The sequence below is a fragment of the Clostridium beijerinckii HUN142 genome (assembly GCF_000621745.1).
Classification (GTDB): domain Bacteria; phylum Bacillota; class Clostridia; order Clostridiales; family Clostridiaceae; genus Clostridium; species Clostridium beijerinckii_A.
Map to the genome: position 1 here is coordinate 93,033 of NZ_JHXK01000021.1, position 19,934 is coordinate 112,966.

General features: G+C 27.7%; 24 protein-coding genes and 1 pseudogene. 3 read left to right on the plus strand and 22 right to left on the minus strand.

The window, feature by feature from the left end; translation table 11 throughout:
• Positions 1-76 precede the first annotated feature (76 nt).
• From T483_RS29045 to T483_RS32450, 5 genes and pseudogenes are all read right to left on the minus strand, one after another.
• Positions 77-571: an SIS domain-containing protein gene (locus tag T483_RS29045; protein WP_242841850.1), complete on the minus strand. Its 495-nt coding sequence runs from the start codon at positions 569-571 to the stop codon at positions 77-79.
• A gap of 18 nt (positions 572-589) precedes the next feature.
• Positions 590-673, minus strand: a pseudogene (locus T483_RS32650) (MurR/RpiR family transcriptional regulator); the annotation flags it as partial.
• Positions 674-876: 203 nt separating this feature from the next.
• Entirely contained in the window at positions 877-1,494 is a 618-nt protein-coding gene (locus T483_RS0111610) for a hypothetical protein (protein WP_026887003.1), read from the minus strand.
• Positions 1,495-1,694: 200 nt separating this feature from the next.
• Positions 1,695-2,213, minus strand: a complete 519-nt coding sequence (locus tag T483_RS0111615; RefSeq protein ID WP_026887004.1) for a VanZ family protein — start codon at positions 2,211-2,213, stop codon at positions 1,695-1,697.
• 385 nt (positions 2,214-2,598) lie between these two features.
• Positions 2,599-2,721 (minus strand): hypothetical protein, encoded by a 123-nt coding sequence (locus tag T483_RS32450; protein WP_278247425.1) that lies wholly within the window; start codon positions 2,719-2,721, stop codon positions 2,599-2,601.
• A gap of 74 nt (positions 2,722-2,795) precedes the next feature.
• Here T483_RS32450 and T483_RS0111620 point away from each other — a divergent pair, with 74 nt between their 5' ends.
• Both T483_RS0111620 and T483_RS0111625 read left to right on the plus strand, forming a co-directional pair.
• On the plus strand, positions 2,796-3,218 hold the full coding sequence (locus T483_RS0111620; RefSeq protein ID WP_026887005.1) for a MarR family winged helix-turn-helix transcriptional regulator: 423 nt from the start codon (positions 2,796-2,798) through the stop codon (positions 3,216-3,218).
• A gap of 3 nt (positions 3,219-3,221) precedes the next feature.
• The gene (locus T483_RS0111625) at positions 3,222-4,424 is read left to right on the plus strand and encodes an MFS transporter (protein ID WP_026887006.1); all 1,203 of its coding nucleotides are present in this window, start codon (positions 3,222-3,224) and stop codon (positions 4,422-4,424) included.
• A 249-nt stretch (positions 4,425-4,673) separates the two neighbouring features.
• Here the strand turns inward: T483_RS0111625 and T483_RS0111630 are convergent, their stop codons facing one another.
• From T483_RS0111630 to T483_RS29050, 7 genes are all read right to left on the minus strand, one after another.
• A complete protein-coding gene (locus tag T483_RS0111630) occupies positions 4,674-4,934 on the minus strand; it encodes a hypothetical protein (protein WP_026887007.1) in 261 nt (86 codons plus the stop codon).
• Positions 4,935-5,541: 607 nt separating this feature from the next.
• Positions 5,542-5,703: a hypothetical protein gene (locus T483_RS31010; RefSeq protein WP_155268475.1), complete on the minus strand. Its 162-nt coding sequence runs from the start codon at positions 5,701-5,703 to the stop codon at positions 5,542-5,544.
• Positions 5,704-6,121: 418 nt separating this feature from the next.
• Positions 6,122-6,805 (minus strand): rhamnogalacturonan acetylesterase, encoded by a 684-nt coding sequence (locus T483_RS0111640; protein WP_026887008.1) that lies wholly within the window; start codon positions 6,803-6,805, stop codon positions 6,122-6,124.
• A 56-nt stretch (positions 6,806-6,861) separates the two neighbouring features.
• The gene (locus tag T483_RS0111645; protein ID WP_026887009.1) at positions 6,862-7,152 is read right to left on the minus strand and encodes a hypothetical protein; all 291 of its coding nucleotides are present in this window, start codon (positions 7,150-7,152) and stop codon (positions 6,862-6,864) included.
• Positions 7,153-7,236: 84 nt separating this feature from the next.
• Positions 7,237-7,566 (minus strand): hypothetical protein, encoded by a 330-nt coding sequence (locus T483_RS0111650; RefSeq protein ID WP_026887010.1) that lies wholly within the window; start codon positions 7,564-7,566, stop codon positions 7,237-7,239.
• 422 nt (positions 7,567-7,988) lie between these two features.
• On the minus strand, positions 7,989-9,041 hold the full coding sequence (locus tag T483_RS0111655) for a galactose ABC transporter substrate-binding protein (protein WP_026887011.1): 1,053 nt from the start codon (positions 9,039-9,041) through the stop codon (positions 7,989-7,991).
• A gap of 250 nt (positions 9,042-9,291) precedes the next feature.
• Entirely contained in the window at positions 9,292-9,735 is a 444-nt protein-coding gene (locus T483_RS29050) for a hypothetical protein (protein ID WP_242841851.1), read from the minus strand.
• Between the two features lie 271 nt (positions 9,736-10,006).
• Between T483_RS29050 and T483_RS0111665 the strand changes: the two genes are divergently transcribed.
• Positions 10,007-10,813: a zinc dependent phospholipase C family protein gene (locus tag T483_RS0111665; protein ID WP_242841852.1), complete on the plus strand. Its 807-nt coding sequence runs from the start codon at positions 10,007-10,009 to the stop codon at positions 10,811-10,813.
• A gap of 264 nt (positions 10,814-11,077) precedes the next feature.
• On the opposite strand, the gene T483_RS0111670 is transcribed toward T483_RS0111665, so the two are convergent.
• The 10 genes from T483_RS0111670 to T483_RS0111715 all read right to left on the minus strand — a co-directional run bounded on the left by T483_RS0111670 (position 11,078) and on the right by T483_RS0111715 (position 19,876).
• Positions 11,078-11,791, minus strand: coding sequence for a histidine phosphatase family protein (locus tag T483_RS0111670; protein ID WP_026887013.1), 714 nt, complete (start codon positions 11,789-11,791; stop codon positions 11,078-11,080).
• Between the two features lie 732 nt (positions 11,792-12,523).
• Positions 12,524-13,786 carry an ATP-binding protein gene (locus tag T483_RS0111675; RefSeq protein ID WP_051560359.1) on the minus strand — a complete coding sequence of 421 codons (1,263 nt, stop codon included), beginning with the start codon at positions 13,784-13,786 and terminating at the stop codon, positions 12,524-12,526.
• Positions 13,787-13,828: 42 nt separating this feature from the next.
• Positions 13,829-13,957 (minus strand): hypothetical protein, encoded by a 129-nt coding sequence (locus T483_RS32455; protein WP_278247426.1) that lies wholly within the window; start codon positions 13,955-13,957, stop codon positions 13,829-13,831.
• A 373-nt stretch (positions 13,958-14,330) separates the two neighbouring features.
• Entirely contained in the window at positions 14,331-14,978 is a 648-nt protein-coding gene (locus T483_RS0111685; protein WP_026887015.1) for a cyclase family protein, read from the minus strand.
• Between the two features lie 141 nt (positions 14,979-15,119).
• Positions 15,120-15,659 carry a hypothetical protein gene (locus T483_RS0111690; RefSeq protein WP_026887016.1) on the minus strand — a complete coding sequence of 180 codons (540 nt, stop codon included), beginning with the start codon at positions 15,657-15,659 and terminating at the stop codon, positions 15,120-15,122.
• 131 nt (positions 15,660-15,790) lie between these two features.
• The gene (locus tag T483_RS0111695) at positions 15,791-16,795 is read right to left on the minus strand and encodes a MerR family transcriptional regulator (protein ID WP_026887017.1); all 1,005 of its coding nucleotides are present in this window, start codon (positions 16,793-16,795) and stop codon (positions 15,791-15,793) included.
• A gap of 116 nt (positions 16,796-16,911) precedes the next feature.
• Complete coding sequence (locus T483_RS0111700; RefSeq protein WP_026887018.1) at positions 16,912-17,433, minus strand: GNAT family N-acetyltransferase; 522 nt, start codon at positions 17,431-17,433, stop codon at positions 16,912-16,914.
• 271 nt (positions 17,434-17,704) lie between these two features.
• Positions 17,705-18,247 (minus strand): signal peptidase I, encoded by a 543-nt coding sequence (lepB, locus tag T483_RS0111705; RefSeq protein ID WP_026887019.1) that lies wholly within the window; start codon positions 18,245-18,247, stop codon positions 17,705-17,707.
• A gap of 361 nt (positions 18,248-18,608) precedes the next feature.
• A complete protein-coding gene (locus T483_RS0111710; RefSeq protein ID WP_026887020.1) occupies positions 18,609-19,109 on the minus strand; it encodes a GNAT family N-acetyltransferase in 501 nt (166 codons plus the stop codon).
• Between the two features lie 176 nt (positions 19,110-19,285).
• On the minus strand, positions 19,286-19,876 hold the full coding sequence (locus T483_RS0111715; RefSeq protein WP_242841853.1) for an FtsX-like permease family protein: 591 nt from the start codon (positions 19,874-19,876) through the stop codon (positions 19,286-19,288).
• Positions 19,877-19,934: the final 58 nt, after the last annotated feature.

Sequence of the window (19,934 nt, forward strand, 5' to 3'; positions counted from 1 at the left end):
CTTTTTTTCGTAATTGCGTTTATCAACAGTATAAAAAACATCTTGTTACATATCTAGTAACAAGATGTTTCAAAATTCATATTCTTCTTGCCAATGCTTCTATAAGAAATAACACTGGCACTTGTGTAGTAGCATTATATCCACCATTAGCTTGATGCATGTCAATATTGTATGAAATATTCCAGTCTGACATCTTAGCAATAGTCGAATTGGACTGATTTGTTATACTCAAAATAATACATTTACTAACTTTGAATTGATTTATTAAGTCTATAACGCCCTTTGTTTCTCCTGAAACTGAAAGTGCAATTACCACTGTAGTCTTCATATCCTTAGTAATTGGATAAAATGTATCTTCCAATCCCATTGAAAATTTCCCCAAATTAGAGAAATATCTTGCCCCATATTTCGCAAGTGCACCAGATGAACCTGAACCTAAAAATAGCACTGTTTCTGATTTTCTAATCACCTCTGCGCCTTGCTCTATTTTCTGTTCAAAGGAATTAATGTTAGTTTTCTTAAAGTAATTTAACATCTCAGTCAAATCACTTTGTGGTGGTATTTCCTGCATTCTATGTACATATTTCTTAAGTTTTTCTTTGAATTCCTTATACCCATCACAATCTAACTTATTACAGAATCTAATAATCGTCGATGTTGATACCTGAATTGAATTAGCTAATTCTCAAATAGTCATATAAGGTATTTTTTCTTCATTATCAATGATAAACTTATATATCTTAATTTCAGTTTCATTAAATTTTTGAATATTATCATACGAAAACATTGTTTCCTCCAACAAAGTTACTATTTATATTTCACTTACCTGTAAAGTCTGATATTCTTCTTGCCTTTACACTTCAAATTGCAAGCAAATTAGCACTCGTGAACACTAATGCTTCCTTCTTTGAATGCAAGATATTCTGAACTAGCATCGATTGTGTAGATATAATATTCTCCAGGCTCATCTGCTGTTATTTCATAACTTCCTGATAAGTCTTTAAAACTTTCTCCTTTTACCATTTTCCCATTTACTACATAGCCGATTACTGCTGTTTGATCCTTAATTACTTTTGATTGATATTTGTCAAAATTAAATACTAATGTATCTCCTTTTTTTAGTTTCCATCCACTGCCATCATCCTTTGTAAATACACCTATACTGCCATTTGTCTCTATTATCTCTGGAGTTATATATTCATTGTTTTTTTCTTTTGTTACAAAGTCACTAATCAAAGCGGAATCCAATAGCTTCATTTCATCAGGTATATTTTTTATGGTTTTACTATATTTCAGCATGTTATGCGCATCATATTCTTCTACCTGCCCTTTTCCCTCTACAACTTCCGTCCCAACTAAGTGCTTATTCTTTTCTGTAATGTACGCGGCACCCTTTATTGTATATTTATTATATTGTGTATTGTGATAAAAAATTAAAAAAGCTATAATGCAACAAACTAAAATACTACAAAATGCAATAATTTTTCTTTTCATAATATCTTCACGCCTTTTCATATAATATATGTAAATTATAACACATTTTTGTAATCGAATTGTTCCGTGATTCCTAAAAAATATTTACATTTGCACTAACTATATTTTGCGAATTTAATGATATTTGGCTATTTAGAAATGACAGAACAATTATATTTGTACTTACCCCCTAAACCTTTAGTTCTATAAAATTCAAATTTCTAATTATTAGCCAAAACTAAAAATGCTAACAATAAAATAACTAAAATTGTTCCAGCTAATGCAATAATATTTATAATTTTATTTGCTTTAAACTCTGTTTTAAATAATTTGAGGAAAACACCATAAATCGTAATTCCAACAATTCCTCCAAAGGTATTTCCTATAATATCAGTTATATCTGATGCACCTATTGCAAATATGAATTGTAATACCTCGTATAACAGACTTACACTTGCTATCAAAGCAATTTTTTTCACGGAAGACCATTTACATTCTATCATACCAATATAGATTCCAAACGGCACAAATACAAGTATGTTATCATATATTTCAGAAAACTCAATCCTACTATTTACTATCACAGATTCATGAAATGGAATTATGTTAATACTTCTAAAGTATCCTAATTCCTTAAGTGAGAATTGCATTTTAAACAATATAATCCATGTTAACACTACTAAATATACTAGCAGTAATCCAATTGTTAGTGTCTCTTGTTTTGTTTTTTTATTTTCCATACGTATTTCCCATCTCCCTTAATGCTTTTACAAAAATTATTATGAATATTCCAATAATAGTGATGCAGCTAAATTTTTTTATTCTAAAAATTAAGAACTTGTTCTACTGAAATATTAACTGCAAGTTTATTATCGCATCATATATTACTTACTGTTTCTAGTATATCAGTATAATATTAACTATTTATGAGTATAAAATTAAAAATAACTTAATATATATGTTGCAATGCACAATTGCAGTTAAAATTCTTGCAATATTTTTAGAATTATCATGAAGAATTATTTTTGCAATATATATTTCGGTAATTAGTTTCACAATATCGTTCTATTATTCAAAAAATATAAATTTATCTTCAAGTAATTCTATATTTTAATCTAATTTTAATTAAGGAAACTTATAACTAAAAAAAATCCCATCATCATCATCTTGAATAATGGGATTTTGCTGTTCATTTTTCATTACTCTTTCAATTAGATTTCCAATATTTCTATATAATCGACTTGACATTATAAATAAAAATAGTATAATTACCCTGGGTAATAGTTAACCATGGTAACTATATTTTTTTGGGAGGGTATAATATGCAAGGACTATTTCAACGCTTTTTTTCACTACATCGACCTCTTATAAGTAAGCTAAACGAATTACTAGGTGAATATGATCTTTCTTATTCATTATGGCAGGTTATTCTATATCTAAAAAATAACCAACCATCTTCCCTAGTAGATATTGCTAACTACTATAATATCGAAAAGCCTAGCATAACACGAAGAGTTCAACGCTTAGAAGAACGACTAATAGTAAAAACAATATCTGGTAAAGATAGACGTGAAAAAATAATTGAGCTAACTGAAATCGGTGAAGAACTTTATGATGTATGCCGTGAAAGAATAACTCAATTAGAAAATGACGTGGTAAAGGGTATTTCAGAAGATGATCAAATCATAATATTTGAGACACTTCCTAAAATACAAAAAAATATTACGAATGAAAAGGAGATATAAAAAATGGACAAACCTAAATTATGGACGAAAAATTTCTTAATTGTTTCGACGGCAAACTTCTTTCTTTATTTTACATTTTATTTATTGATGGTTACTATAACCACATTTGCAACAGAAAGATTTCATGCATCACCAAGTGAAGCTGGATTAGCTTCTGGTATATTTGTAATAGGAGTACTTCTTTCACGTATTTTCTCTGGAAGATATATTGACCAAGTTGGATGGAAGAAAATGCTTTATATCGGATTTATTTTATTTTTAGCTACTACATTTTTATATTTTTTAGTGAATAGTATGGTGTTCTTATTCATTAATCGTTTCTTAAATGGTGCTGCAATGGGAATTGCTTCAACAGCAACTGGAACTATTGTAGCAAAGATAATTCCAAATGAACGTCGTGGAGAAGGTACTGGGTATTATGCATTAAGTCTTACTATTGCAGCTGCAATTGGGCCTTTTTTAGGCATGTTTATTACTGAGCATTCAAACTTTTATATGAATTTTGTTGTATGTATTATTTTCTTAATACTTAGTTTTTTTGCTGTCTTTTTTATAAAAATTCCAAAGTTGGAAATTGTAAAAGAACATTCAAATAATAATAAAGATTTTTCTTTGCATAATTTCTTTGAAATAAAAGCTATTCCTATCTCAATTATTGCTGGAGTAATTGCTCTTGGTTATTCAAGCATACTTACTTTTATAAGCTCTTATTCTAAAGAAATTAATTTAATGAGCGTTGGAAGTCTCTTCTTTATCGTTTATGCAGTATTTGTTTTGCTTTCAAGACCTTTCACTGGACAAATGTTTGATAAAAAAGGTGAGAATTTTGTTATGTATCCAGCAATAGCATTGTTTGCCTTATCTTTATTTTTCCTTAGTCAAACTCATGGAAGCTTAACTCTTTTATTAGCTGCCGCTATACTAGGTCTTGGTTATGGTACAACTTCATCTAGTGTACAAGCAATTGCAATAAAGGTTTCACCAAAACATCGTATAGGATTAGCTACTTCTACCAATTTTATATTTCAAGATTTAGGGGTTGGTATTGGACCATTTATCTTAGGTTACTTTGTCCCATTAATAGGATATCGAGGCTTATATATGATGATGGCAGCAGTTGCAGTTCTTTGCATTTTCTTATATTATTGCCTTCATAGCAAGAAAGCAACTTCTATGAATGATGATACTGAATCAATAATGGCTTAAATATTTATTATAATTAATAATAACAGTCAAGAAATAATTTTGTCTTTGCAAATAGAAGAACTAATTGAATTTAATCATATAATTCAATTAGTTCTTTTATTTCACTATTTTTAATTGTTTATAACAAATCTCGTAAACAATATTATTCTTAATTTTCTTCAAGCAGCCTGATATTTGTTACAGTATTCTTTATATATAATGTATCCCGCTAAACCACAAATGCCTTACGTAACTTGAAAGTCTACCAATCTACGATAAGAATCTAACAATATAAGCAATTATTATAAATAAACCTGCGACTATCGCAATTATTCCACCAGTCTTACTTCCTCTATTAGTCTCTTCTGAATCCATACCTTTTAATAAATTAACTTCATCTAAACCACCAAATAATAGGGAAATCCCCAGAAATATACTTGCAATATCACTATGAATAAAAAATATTGAAATAATTGTGAGTCCGCCAAATATAATACTTGCTATAAAGAATATTCTATTAGTAATTTTCAATTTTAACACCTCTCACACATTATAATTTATAACTATTTTTCTACTTTCAGCTTTTTCCATTGCATATTCTACTAATTTTTAAATTATTATAATTATCTCCATAATCATATAAGTCTGTCATAACAAGTTTTTCCATAAGCAATATATGTATTTCATTAATAGATCTACATTTAAAACTCTAGCAAGCCAGGTGCACGATTAAGGACATAACAATGATATCGTTTAGAATTTCAATACACATATATTAATTTCAATTTACAAATCAGCAATTCTCCTTCTAGTTAATGTACAGGCTATAATTCACCCTTTAATAATTTTATAATACTTACTTCTTAATCATACTTTTATACCTAATTTTACCACATAATCAAATCTCCTTCACCTTTATTAAATAAAAAAATATATATGTTGCAAAAATAATTCTTCATAATAATTCTAAAAATATTACAAGAATTTTATCCGTAATTGTGAATTGTGCATTGTGAATTGCAATATATATTACATAAAATAAAACACCTCATCATTAAATTTCTTTAATAATGAGGTGTTTTAAATAGTTATTATATTAAACATATTTATTGATTTCTCTATAATTAACATTTATTAATTACTTTTTATTTATATATCTATACCATGAAATTAATAATAAAGATGATATCCAATATAACGCAGTAACTTTAAGGGTTGTTCCAGCAACAAAACTTGTTCCTGAGCTTATAAGTAAAGCATTAGGGATAATCTTATTTAGTCTAGCATCAATATTTTTCATACAAATCCTCCTTAGATTGCAAATATCCAATTCATATTTTAGTCTCTTTTCTTCTTTTATTCAAGTAACATATATCGAAATTACTGCCTCATTAACATTGTAAATACTTCCAATGCTAAATACATATGTAAGGCCTATAAAGTATTCTTACCGCTTAAGATATGCTTATTATATTAAACCTTCCTTTTTTGCTGTATCTATAAAATTCTATTCATCTATGTGCATACAATACACTTCCCCCTATATTTCTAAGGGATTATTTCACTTAATAACCTTAGACAAGTATACACATTACCATTATAATCGTTAAGACATATATGTGTGATACATTTATTTCCTACTTTTAACAAAGAAATCACCTCAATACTGGTTTCATATATGTCCAGGAAACTTCAACTTATTCAATATACACTTGCCTCTATTTCATACATCTTACCAATGATTCTATATGGTTTTCTTTTATTCCTTCTACTACAATCCCTGCTATTTCTTTTGCTCCTTTTTCCGAAAAGTGAGTATTGTCTTGGACCCCATCAGGATGATTGAGATTTTCACCTGGTTTAACCCATAAGAATATTTCTTTAGTTTTCTCTATTCCTAATTGTTCAAATAAGCACTTACTTTTTTCACTCATATCTATTAATTGTACGTTTAATTCAGCCGCAAGCTCTCTTACAGCTACAAGATAATCTCCATGTGTATCTTTTATAACACCATTTTCATCAAAATTTCTTCTATGTATAGATGTTAACAATACTGGGTGTGCACCAGCATTTCTAGCAACTTTAATATACTCAGTTAAATAACCCTTATATGTAGTAAATGGCTCTGTATGTAATTCCTCATTTTCTTTTTCATCATTATGACCAAATTCTATAAATAAAAAATCATCCGACTTAATTAATTCAGATATCTTTTTTAATATCCCCTCATCTATAAAACTTTTAGAACTTCTTCCATTGATAGCAAAATTACAAATTTCTATATCATCATTAAAAAATTCTCCGATTCTTTCTCCCCATCCTGTTTCTGGCTTCTCATCTGGCAATTTTGTGGCAGCTGTAGAATCACCTGCAATAAAAATTTTTATACTTCTTTCCATCCTTAATGTAACTCCATTTCTAATAAATATATTTCTTGTCCACAATTTACATAATTCTATCGTAACCGTGCTCTAAATTTTTTATATAACTTTTCAATTATGAAAAAAATAATCATAAAGAAATCTACTGCAAAAGTAGATAAAAGTAAAAATATTGCTCCTCCGCCGCATCCATCATCCTCTGAAAAATATAGAAGTCCATAAACACCTATAAAAGCAATTATTAATAATAAAATCGCATATCCCATTATATTTTTATTTAATACACGTTCTAATACTTTCACTCCAAAATATATAACTCCAGATATAGCCAATGCAAATACAGGCAAAATCCCAATTATTCCCATAAAATAACTCCTTATTTATTAGCCCATCATTACTTACAGACATTCTTCTTTATATCTACTTGAATAGATATAATATTTGCTCACTCATTTACTAGTAGTACTCACTTTAATTATTGTATACATATCCTCCAAAAGCATTTTTTCATCCACAGGCCCTATTAATCTCATCATACGTCCAGAACATACTACTCCTCTATAGCTGTCCATTCCATAAGATTTAATTCTACTATAATATTCATTTCCAGTCTCTATTGTTCTTTCCTTTAACTCCTCATCCTTTGGATTTTGACTTAATTCTAAGAGAAGCTCGTGATAAACTTTTTTATATGGATTAGCTCCAATTACTGTCAAAACCGTCTGAAATAATACAACAGCAATAGCTGAAAAAAATGCTATCAATACTGTTATCCCCATGCACATTCCCCCATATATATGTTGCAATTATAAATATACATTTAACACTCGAGAAATCTCAGTGCTAAATTGAGACTAGAATATAAAAATTTAATTTCAATATCTAGATTAACTCTTTGTTATTATTCTTGTACATATTATACTACAAATGTATTTACTTACAAGTTGCCTATATCTAATTTAATCTTAGATATACCATCCTCTAATTATCTCTATTCTATTTCTCATCTAAAATAGCATATAACACCATTTTTTAACAAAAGAGCCACTTACGCTCTATATTGTAGATTAGTTTTTATGCATTGTTAATTTTTTAACTATGAATTTTATTTACGACCAATTTGCAACCATTAAATTTGAGGTAAATAAAATTCATTATCAGAACAACCTATTTTTTTAATTACTTAAATATATTTTTCGATCTAACCCATATATTCTTTAAATGGTAATTGAATTATTCTTCCACTTTCATCACATCGATACTCCTTTGGACATTCAAAACGTATTTTGCCTGATAAATGCATTGCAACGTCAAAAAATGCATTTGCCATAACATCTGGATCCTGAAAAACAGTACCTGCCATATATCCTTTTTGTATGAAATTTAACGATTCTGGAATAGCATCGATTCCAACAACAGGTATAGTTTTTGTACCATCACCTTTATTATATCCATGTTTTTGTAAGGCTTTTACAGCTCCAACAGCCATAGTATCGTTATTAGCTATTACTACTTCAATTTTATTTCCGTATCTAGTCAATAAAGCATCCGTTGAATCCCTAGCTAAATCCTCACTCCAATTGCAAAATTCTGATTCAAGTTGTTCAACTTTTATTCCAGCATCTCTGATTGTCATAATGCAATATTTAGTTCTATCTGTTGACTCATTACCATTACTATTAATTCCACCCTGCAATACTATATACTGCATAATACTATCTTTATTTGTATCTATAGTATTTTTATTTGAATTCCATAAATTAACTAACAATTTTCCTTGTAGCCTTCCTGCCTGCTCTGAATCTGGCAGTATATAGTATGCTTTATCATATGATTTAACTATATTTTCATCTACCTTAAGGATTCTTTTACTAGCAAAAATTACTGGAATATTTTTTTCTTTGATTGAATTAATCAATTCTTTGGGATCGTTTACTAAATCTACTAAGCTTAATATGAGAAGATCGATTTTTCCGCTTTCTAACAGAGTATTAATGGTTTGATTTTGTATATCTTTGTTATTTTCGCTATTGTAAAAATTAAATTTTATCATCCCTCTATTCTGTGATTCAATATCTTCTAGGCTATTCCTTAAATCAACAACATAAGGATCATCGAATCTATAAAAAACTACTCCTACATTTACTGGATTTGTTGAATTATTATGACTTCTTAATGGAATAGCTCCCATTAATGTTTCAATTACTATGACTGTTACTGTAATAAATATTATCATCTTTTTTAATAACTTCATTCTAAAACCTCCTGTAAATCTATCTAATTTATAGGATTACTTTTAAAAACAAAATTATTCTAATTAATATATTAATAATTATGAATATATTTCAATAACATAATATTTAATTTTTTTATTTAGCCCTTTATTTATCAATTGATATTACTTTAATTTTTAAGAATACTTCTTATTTTAAATGCTGAATCTATGATCTATAAAATTTTCATATGAAAAAAGCAAAAAGGAGTTGAGCTACGCCCTCTCCTAATCACATTTTTACAAATCCACTTCCACCTAACCCTTGATATATAAACCAATAGTTAAAAGGAAAGCCAAACGCGTACTCTGAAAAACTCCCCATATCCTGTTCTATTTTCCCAGGTAAAGCAAAAGCACTTATTAAGACTATTAATATACTTAACCTACATTCCCAAGTCTCTATTCTTCTCTTACCATTCATGCTTTCCAATTCCAAAATTTCTTTTAAAAACATATATCCTAAAACAACTGCCGGTATTAAAAACATTAACGATATAATTGCTGTATAGTGTAACCCTGTATCAATATTTGACCATGGGCCTAATCCTATAAAATTTAATATACGATCCCCATAACTAGATTTTCCGTTAAATGAAACGCCAAATAATGCTCCTAAAGTAAACAACATTAGTGAAGACATCCCTAACAATACTTTTCTGTTAATTTTCTTCAAAATTCGCACCTCTATTTAAACAATATTTTAACTCTACTTACTTATATATACATTATAGCCCTTTAAGCTTATATTTCACAATATATACATTATAATTGATTTTCTGAATTTTACCCTCAGGCAAGCGTTTATCTCACTATAATTTTATATTCAAATTAGTTATTGCATCATATACACATGAAAACAACTTCTTTTCCCCACTAAAATTTTACAGTAATTTTATAAGAAATATATCCAAGTTTATGCATCTTTGCGGATAATAGTTTTACTTATGTTTATAATAATTAAAAGAAATATATTGACAGGAATGATGATTATGAAGAAATTAGAAAAGTCTTATTCATATGTATTTAAAGGTATATTAAAGGCCGTGAATCCTATAAAGAAGAGAATAATTAAAGCTGAATGCAAAGTTCATAAATTTATAAATAATCAATCCTTAACTATACTAAAAAATGATGGGCATATTGAAGTTTATAAACTTATGGAGTCATATATCGATGATATAAATGCTGGGGTTGTTTGGGCGGACCAGGATTTAAAGAGCAGTAATCATTTTTACAATCCCCATAAGAATAAAGGTCTATATGGAAACAGCAATGCCAAATCAGAATGCATATCTTATTATACAAAAGCACTTAGTGAATATTTCCAGGGGAATATTCAAAGTGCAATGTTCCATTTAGGCTCAACCTGCCATCTAATTCAGGACTTGACAGTCCCTCAACATGCTAATGTTCACTTACTAAATAATCATAGAAGTTATGAAAACTGGGTAATTAAAACTCATATTCATCATGATGAATTCAAACTCGAAGAAGGAGGAATATATCTTAATTCACTAAATCAGTTTGTATATTTTAATAGTAAGGAAGCTATATGTGTATATAGAAAACATTCTCATATAAGAAATAAACATCTTAGGTTTCAATTAATTACTTCTATTGTGTTAACAATGGCTCAAGCTACCACCGCCGGTTTAATGTTCAAGTTTTACAAGGATATACAAGAAATTGATCCTATTATGATCCTGGAACAGAGAAATCATTTTGATAGCATTTTGAAAAATTCACTATAGAATCCATTCTATTTTCCTTGCTTTCATTAATATACGTTTATAAACTAATTATAATTTATAATATTCTATTTTACAGCTTATAAATTTAAGGACTGAATTCTCATTTGTTTAAGTTCAGTCCTTAGGATTCTAGTGATTCAGATAAAATTTTAATACGATCAAGCAAACATAACATAGAATAAAGTACTTGTTCAATAGTTCCTTAATTCCAGTTACTTTTACTTATCTTTAGTTTACTTTAGATTGCATCCACCATATCATCAATTATTTTAGTATTTGCCTCATAGCCTTCCCTTTTTCACTATAACTATTATCATTTACAGACTCTACTTTAAATTCTCCATCTTCATATATTACTTTGGATATACTTGAATTATCCATATTTCTTACATTAACTTTTTTATCTAAATACTCAATGAATACTCTAAGTATTCCTCCATGAACTACTATGAGAACATTCCCCCCATTATCTTCGGAATTCTCAATGCATATATTATCTATGGTTCTCATAAATCTTTTTGAGGCTGTGTTATAATCTTCCGCCTCATTAGTTTCATCTAATGCAGCACAAGAATCGCAATATGCTTTTTGAAAATCATATTTCTCTGCCATTTCTTCAAATGAAGTTACATTAAGGAATTCAAGCATTTTCTTAAACTTTACTTTTTCAAGCTCTCCCTCATATTTTCCAAAGCATACTTCTCTTAAACCTTCAATCTCTTTTAATTCTAAATCGCCGCTTGCCTTATTCTCTTTTATAACAATCTGAGCCGTTTTTATCGCTCTGCCTAGATCACTGCTGTAAACTGCTTTAAACCTAACATCACTAAGTCCAAGTCCTGCATTTACAGCCACTTCAATTCCTTCCTTAGTAAGAACACCATCACACCACCCTTGAGTTCTTCCTGCCTTATTTAAAATAGTTTGTCCATGTCTCATTAAATATAAAGTAACTTTTCCCTTATTTTTATCACTCATTTTTTCCCCCATAATGCAAAAATCATTTACAATCTTGTAATTTATATAAATAAATTATATCATAAATCACAAATACTGGTAACTTCAATATCTAGCAATGCATAATAATTCATGCTACAGTTACCAAATTATTGAGCTCTGATAAAATGTTCCGATTATCCCCCTTGATTTCTATAGATGAATTAAGTTATACTAATTTTGCAAAATGGACTTGGTGGCAACGAAAGTTGCTGCCTTTTTTATTTTTTATATTTACAAGAACAAAATCGCAGGCGACTTTGGAGCTGGAGATTTTTTTACGCATCTGCCTTTCGAACGCATGTGAGAAAAATCTTCACATCAGAAATGGCAGCTATGCTGCATATAAGAACATTTTATGCAGGCGAATATATTTTCTTTTTTATTCTCTTTACAAACCATAATTTTCTGAATCCGTCTTTTCCATAACATATCCACAGATTTAACTTTAATATAAATTCCTAGAGAATAAAAATCAAAAACAGCTATCGAACCTCTCCTGACAAGTCAACAGTTAGAAGTTCAAAATAGCTGTTTTTTCATTAAAAAAATATTCTTTAATCCTGTAAATTATGTACGTTCTGCATATAACAATTCATTTTATTTGTTGTACAATAACTTATATTTTAAATTGAGTTTTAATCAATTTAACTTTAGAATAAGTAAAGTTTAATATAAGCTTCTATGAATTTACTTTTTATAAATATATATAAATTACATATCCGTGTTTACCGGCAACACGATCGTAAATTTAGTCATCTGCTCACTGCTTTCAACTTTAATTTTCCCATTATGTTTTTCAATTAATTCTCTCACTATGCTTAAACCATAACCATGATTCTTGTTGTTATTATTTTTAGTAGTAAATCCAGAATCAAAGATTTTATTAATCATGTTATCTGGAATCCTTTCCCCATCATTTGCTATGTTTACAACTATATTGTTTAATTCTTGATATGATTCAGCAATTATAGTCCCTCTATTTTTCATAGCCTTTACCGCGTTGTTAACTATATTAATTATTATTCTATATAAATCCATCTCATTTATTGTTGTTAACATAAAATTAGCATTATCACATACAATAACTTTTATATTCTCTGCTAAAACATGCTTAGTCGCTAGTGATAAAAGTGAAGATCCTTCAGCATCCTTCTCATATACATTTCCACTATTTTGATATGTATTTATAATTCTTTTCAATAAGTTAGAAGCCTCTTGATACATATTCATATCGCAAAGTTCATATAAACTTGATATATTTAAATTATAATTATCTTTTATATTTTTAAGCTCAATATTTTTTGATGTTAAAGTCCTATTTAATTTATGTATTTCATCTGAATTCTTTTTAATCTTTCTGAAATCTATTATATTAAATATTATAAATGCAATTAAAGCTATGACTATAATATTTCTTGATAATACTGGTTCTATATCATAGGAAATATTATATAAAGAAATCAAAAAATCAGGAAAAAAACTTATTATAATTATGTATTTTACAGAGTTACTTTCATCTAGTAATAGCCTATAAATTTGCCTAATTTTATTTCTAAATACAAGGCATAAAACAAATAAGAAAATTTGAGAGATATATACAAGCGTAATATTTAATGTATCGATATCATATATCAAAAAATCACCCAATATTCCATATAATACATTGCTAAATATAGATATCCAAATGATAACTATTGAATATATTAGATTATACGCTACTATTGAGTTTAGAACGTTTTTTCTAAAAGTAAAATGTATAATTAATATACTCAAAGCATGTGTTACAAATATACATAGTGATGAATTTCCAAATAAATAGGTAATAAAAAAGCCATTTAAGGACAATAGTACTATGCACAATATTAATTTTTTATTTTCTTTTAATTTCTCCTGTTCCAAGCAATAGTTAACTATATGAGTAAACAATATACTTTGAAAAACTGTAATAAATGCGTCTATATAGTGCAATTCCAATTTACATCTCCTTTTATAATATTAGATAGTCAACAAGTTTTATTATCTTAAATTCTTCATAGACTCTGGCATATCTTCAATACCAGCTGAACCATACGATGCCATAGATGATTTAGTCATAGATTTTGAAAGATTTAATAATAAATTTGCAATCATTTTTTTTATTCCCATAATATCCACCTCTTAATTATTATTTAATTTTAATTATTTATTTAGAATAATTACATTGATATATAGAAAAAAGTAATTTTATTTAAGAAATCAGAGATATAAATTGGAAATATAAGTTTATCAATTTTCATTATGTGTTAGATTCCCAAATAAATTCCTTTAACCTCTTTTACAACCTAATTATTCCATTAATTACATTATAATATTTATTGTGCAATTATTCAACATTTATAGTCATATTAACCAAACCACCTTATTACATTTTATTTTTTTAACAATGCTAAAATGTATTTTTTATATTGAAGCAAATTGGATTTAATGAGTACCTTCTTTATAAATACTTGTATGTTGCTTAAATATTTATACATGAATATTAATCCTCTAAAATAGCAATTGCACGAGTAGGTGCTCCATCAGAATTTTTGAATTTTATTGGAAGAGCGCAGAATGTAAAAATTTCATCTCCCACTTTATCTAAAGATGTTAAATTTTCTATTACAACTATGTCTGTTTCAGCAAAAAGCTTTTTATGAATAGTTAAATTTTCATCTTTAATAGGATCAATTCCTATAACATCTATCCCTACCCCTTTCTTCTTACTTTTTATTAAGTATTCAGCTACTTCTTCTGTAATATATGGATAATTTCCAAAGTAAGCATCTGTCCCCCAGTATTTATCCCAACCTGTATAAAACAAAATATATTGTGCTATATCTGCTTTTTCTTTAACAGCTTCAATATACTTCATCGTAATCTTTTGGTCTTCTTTTAAATTGCTGCAATCAACTACTATGCCTTTTCCAACAAACTGTTCTGCACTAAATGAATCTAAAGTTGTTCTTTGAGAGAATAAGTGTGCCGGAGAGTCCATATGCGTTCCTGTGTGAGAAAACATAGTTAGCAGTGTTTCCTTAAAACCATCTTTCTCATAGGTACTTGCAACTTCTAATTTAGGTTCATCTGTTCCTGGATAAACTGACATCTTCTCCGAAATGGTATGTGTTAAATCTATTACTTTCATATTAATCCCTACTTTCTTTACATATTTTAATGTAATTTTTTTCATTCTATAAGTATTATAATATAAAAAGATCGCATATCATTCTAAGTGATGCGATCCTTGAATACAAAATTATAAATTTGTTTATACTTTTCTTTAAGTTTAATCTGGTAATGTAAAATAGTTATCAATATACGCTATCATTTGATCTCCTAAAGTTAGATAATAATATACTGGTATTAAATAACTTGAATAAAATAGCCTTTTGCCCTCTTCTTCAGTACCTTGAAGTGCTCTTATCAAATTTTGCTGATGCCTTAAACTTATAACAAAACTTTGGGCTATAAATGATATTTGATCCGAAAAAAATACATCTGAAATTGAATCACTATAAGTTCTTTTATGTTCTTCTAAATTACGAATAACTTGTTGATATTCATTAATATAATTTCTTATGCTTGTATTTACTGCAATTAATTGTTCATTTGTTGAATTTTCTCTTATATTTATGGTGGCTATATTTGTTCGTATAGTTTTGATATCTTGAAAATTTTTTATAATATCTTGTTTATTCTTTAAATCTGATATTTTAGGTCCATATTGTATGTTCTGCTTAGGTATTGGTTGTGCATATGCTAAATTCGTCATTGCTAGTACGATAACAACTATTAGTACTACTAATCTGTTTATTTTTTTCATCATTACTAATTCGCTCCTTTTATAGAAATTATACTAACTATATAAAACTAAATAATATTTATATTTAGCTATTATAAGAATTCTATTCTATATAAGAATTAGTAATATTTGAAATAAAATTGAAACCTTAAGATCTAATTTCTATTTGCGATGATAACTCCTACAAGAGGATGTAACTTGTGTACCTCAATTTGAAAGTTAAAATTTGAAAAACAATTTAATAATTCGTCAACACTTGATGGTGAATCAACTTCAGGTCCATATCCTACTTCTGAAAATTCATTTTGATAATAATCTGGGTTCTCAAAAAACATTAAGTCTCCTATAATAATACTATTAAGACTCTTTCCTCCTATGGAGATCATTTTTTCTATTGCCCTTTTTTTATATTCTGTAGTCAAATGGTGTAATGCATAATTAGAAATAATTTTTGTAATACCTTTATTATATAAATCTACATTCAAATTTGGTTCCTCAAAGGTTCCTATATAGAGCTCAATATTTGTAGCCTTATGATTTTCAATATTTATCTTAGCTTGTTTAAGCATTCCATCACTAATGTCTAATCCGATTGCTAATTTTACATTTCGTGATAACTCAATAATTTGTTTGCCTGTACCACATCCTAAATCGAGTATAACATCATCAGTATTAGGTTCAACTAATTTATTTATAAGCTCTGCGGCCTTAGCTCTCCAAAAATAACTATTAGTAACGTACTCTTTACTTGCATTATTAAATCGTTGTTTTGCTATTGATTCCATATTTGTTATCTTAATAATCTCAATAAGTTGCTGAACTTCCAAAAAATTATTGCTTTGCATTTTCTTTTTAGCTTTATTTAAAGCCGTAAGAACCACTTCAATGTGCTTTTTATTTTCCTCTAAAGCTCTTGTTTGAATATCAATCATATTGTACATATTATATTCTTTTCCACTTGTCAATTGTTTTATTTCCTCAAGAGATAACCCTATAAATTTCAACATAGTAATCTGCTGTAATTTTATAAAATCATTATCACAATAAACTCTATATCCAGTTTCAGTTTTTGTAGATGGCTTTAACAAACCAATCTCATCATAATACCTTAATGTTTTTATGGTTACCCCTGACCTTTTAGCAAACTCACTGATTTTCAAGATTCTTCCTCCCCTCAAAATTAGTTTAACTCCTCCACTAAGGGCTGAGTCAATACCTATTTCAAATTTTATATTTGCTCTTAAAGTAGTAATCTTCCGTTTCTATTCTATGGCTATTATAAACAAACCCAATACCTTTGTGTAATCCTATTTCCTTCATCCACTTCGTTTTTCAATATTCCATTATTATTTACTATTGTTTTTGCAGATCCAATATTATTTTTGCTACAAGTGATTAATACTTTCTTAATTCCTAACTTTACACATTCCTTTAGTGCTAGTCCTAACATCTCAGTTGCATATCCTTGTCGTCTTTCCGATTTTCTAACACTGTAACCTATATGACCACCAAAGTTTAAAAGATAGTCATTTAATCGGTGTCTAATATCAATCATTCCTATTAAATGTCCATCGCTAACAGAAACAGCCATGTATGTAGTTGCAGGAACTAAGCCATCTCTTACAGTTTCTTCTTTTGAATTATCACAAAATGCGCTATACCATTCTTCAAAAGTTTCAGCAATACCTAATCCAGCTGTACCATCCATGCTGTCATTATTTTCAATAAACTCTCTTTTATAATCCATGAGTTTTTCCTTATCTTCTAAAGTTGGTAAAATTAAATTTAATATATTCATTCTCTCCTCAAATTATTCTATTATATTATTTTTAATTATTTGTTATATATATTTAGATCAGATTTCTATATTTTAGTCTCATCTACAACAATTTTATTTATTAATGAACTCCAAACTATTTTTAGAATTTTAAAGCTAAATAATAAAAAATCACAAATTCACTTACAATCTATTCTCTTTAAAGTATCTAAAAAAATCAAAATCTACTACTTTAAGTAAAATATATTATTGTGAATACTGCGATTTTTGATATGTTATTTGTTCTTATTTTTTATTGTGATAACGAACCCATTTTACTAAATGGATAAAATCTAAATACAGCCTTACCTTTTATATTACTTTTATCTATATATGGGTTTTTCCATCTTCTTGAATCCCAAGAATCAGATCTATTATCACCTAAAAAGAAAAATTTATCTTCCGGAACATCAAATGCTCCATTATATTTTTCATTGTTTTTTACATAATCTTCTTTAATATCATTTCCATTTATATTAACAATTCCATCATGTATTACAATATGATCTCCTGGTAATCCAATAACCCTTTTAATAAGTGTTTTCTTTAATTCATCGGAATAAAATACAATAATGTCTCCCCTTTTAATATTACCCATATTATATATTTTTGTAACAACCATCTTATCATCGACGTTTATGGTAGGTACCATTGATTCACTAGGAACATATATGTTAAAAAACAAGAAATTTTTTATTAACATAGCTATTATAAGGGCTAATGCTATTGGAATTACCCATTCCTTAAAAAATTTTATGCCTTGATTCTTATAGTTGTGATTAACTGCACTGTCCATTACTTCTCTCCTTTTGTGTTGATCATTTTTTTATCTTGTAATTATTATATCATATATCCAAAATATAGTATTATGCATAGATATTTTAAATTTATCTTAAATAATATTACCTTCTCTAATTCATCGCTATAAATAGAATATAGAATCGTTTATAATTAATAATTGTTAACTCTTACAAAAAATTTTTATTCTTTCATTTGTTTGCTATGTATATATGTTGCACTGCACAATGCACATTTCACAATTACGACTAAAATTCTTGTACTATTTTGGGAATTATGATAAAAACTTATTATTGTAATATACATATTCTAAAGATAACTTGGACTAAGCAATATAACTCTTAACACTGACATATTTTCTATATGCCTACTATTTTACTTCGTCTTTCCATAAGGGTAGTATCATGCCATATTCCATCAGCATCACATCCAATTTTTTCTCTTACTCCAACAACTCTAAAACCACATTTTTTATGTAATTTAATACTTGCTTCATTAATAGAGAATATTCCTGATTGCAATGTCCATATATTTTCTTTTTCAGTTTCCTCTATTACTCTATTCATTAGTTCATATCCAACATTATTCCTCCTACAAGATTCACTAATATAGATGCTGACTTCTGCAACACCTTTATACACACATCTACTACTTGTTGGGCTTAGAGCTATCCAACCAAGAATTCTATTATCACTATTAGTAGCAACAAACCTTCCTATATTTAAATGTCCCTTGTCCCAATCTTGATACTTAGGAAGTTCTGCTTGAAATGTAGCCCTTTTAGTTTTCATTCCTTCAATGTAAATATCAGCAACACTATTCCAATCTTCTTCTTTCATTGGACGAATACTAAATTCCATCTTTGTTTCCTTCTTTCAATTAACTTAATTATTAGAACATTACATACAAACTTCTATTCTGATTAAACAGTGAAATCTCTTTGAAATAACACTAATTCACCTCCAAATCATAATATCACTTTTTCTAATTTATATAATAATAAATCTTCAAACAATTAATTTCTTAAGTATTAAATCTATACATTTAAGAATTTTCTTAGAGCTATTATACTTCCTATAAAACCTATAAAAACCCCTGCTATTCCAAATGGAAAAAGCATTACATTAGTTATAAAAGTAGGTCGTACAAGATTAAATTCTGGTGCAAACTCCATTGCTTTAGTATAAATAAAGCTATATATGAAAAATAGAGATAAATTTCCTATAAAAGCCCCTGCAATTCCTATGACTCCCCCTTCAATAATAAATGGCCATCTAATAAACCAGTCAGTAGCCCCAATAAATTTCATTATACTTATTTCACTCCTTCTGGAGAACATAACCATTTTAATTGCATTTACAATTAAAAATACTGCTGCTATTGGTAATACAATAAAAATTGCAACTTCAAAACATCTTAAAATTATAATCATTTCTTTCATTGCTCCATTATCTGTAGAAATAGTTCCAAAACTTATGCCAATTGATAATAAGAATAATAGAAATAATCCATTAATAAAGAAAGCTGCAGCTATAGTAGTTACTGAAAAAATTGTTGTTGTAGAATTTCGTTTTAGACTCTTTATCGCATCTAAAGAAAAGTATTTAAATTTATAAATATTCATCATACTGTTTCTCCTTTTATTTGCATATGTAATCTTGATGATTTGTTACATTAATAAATAT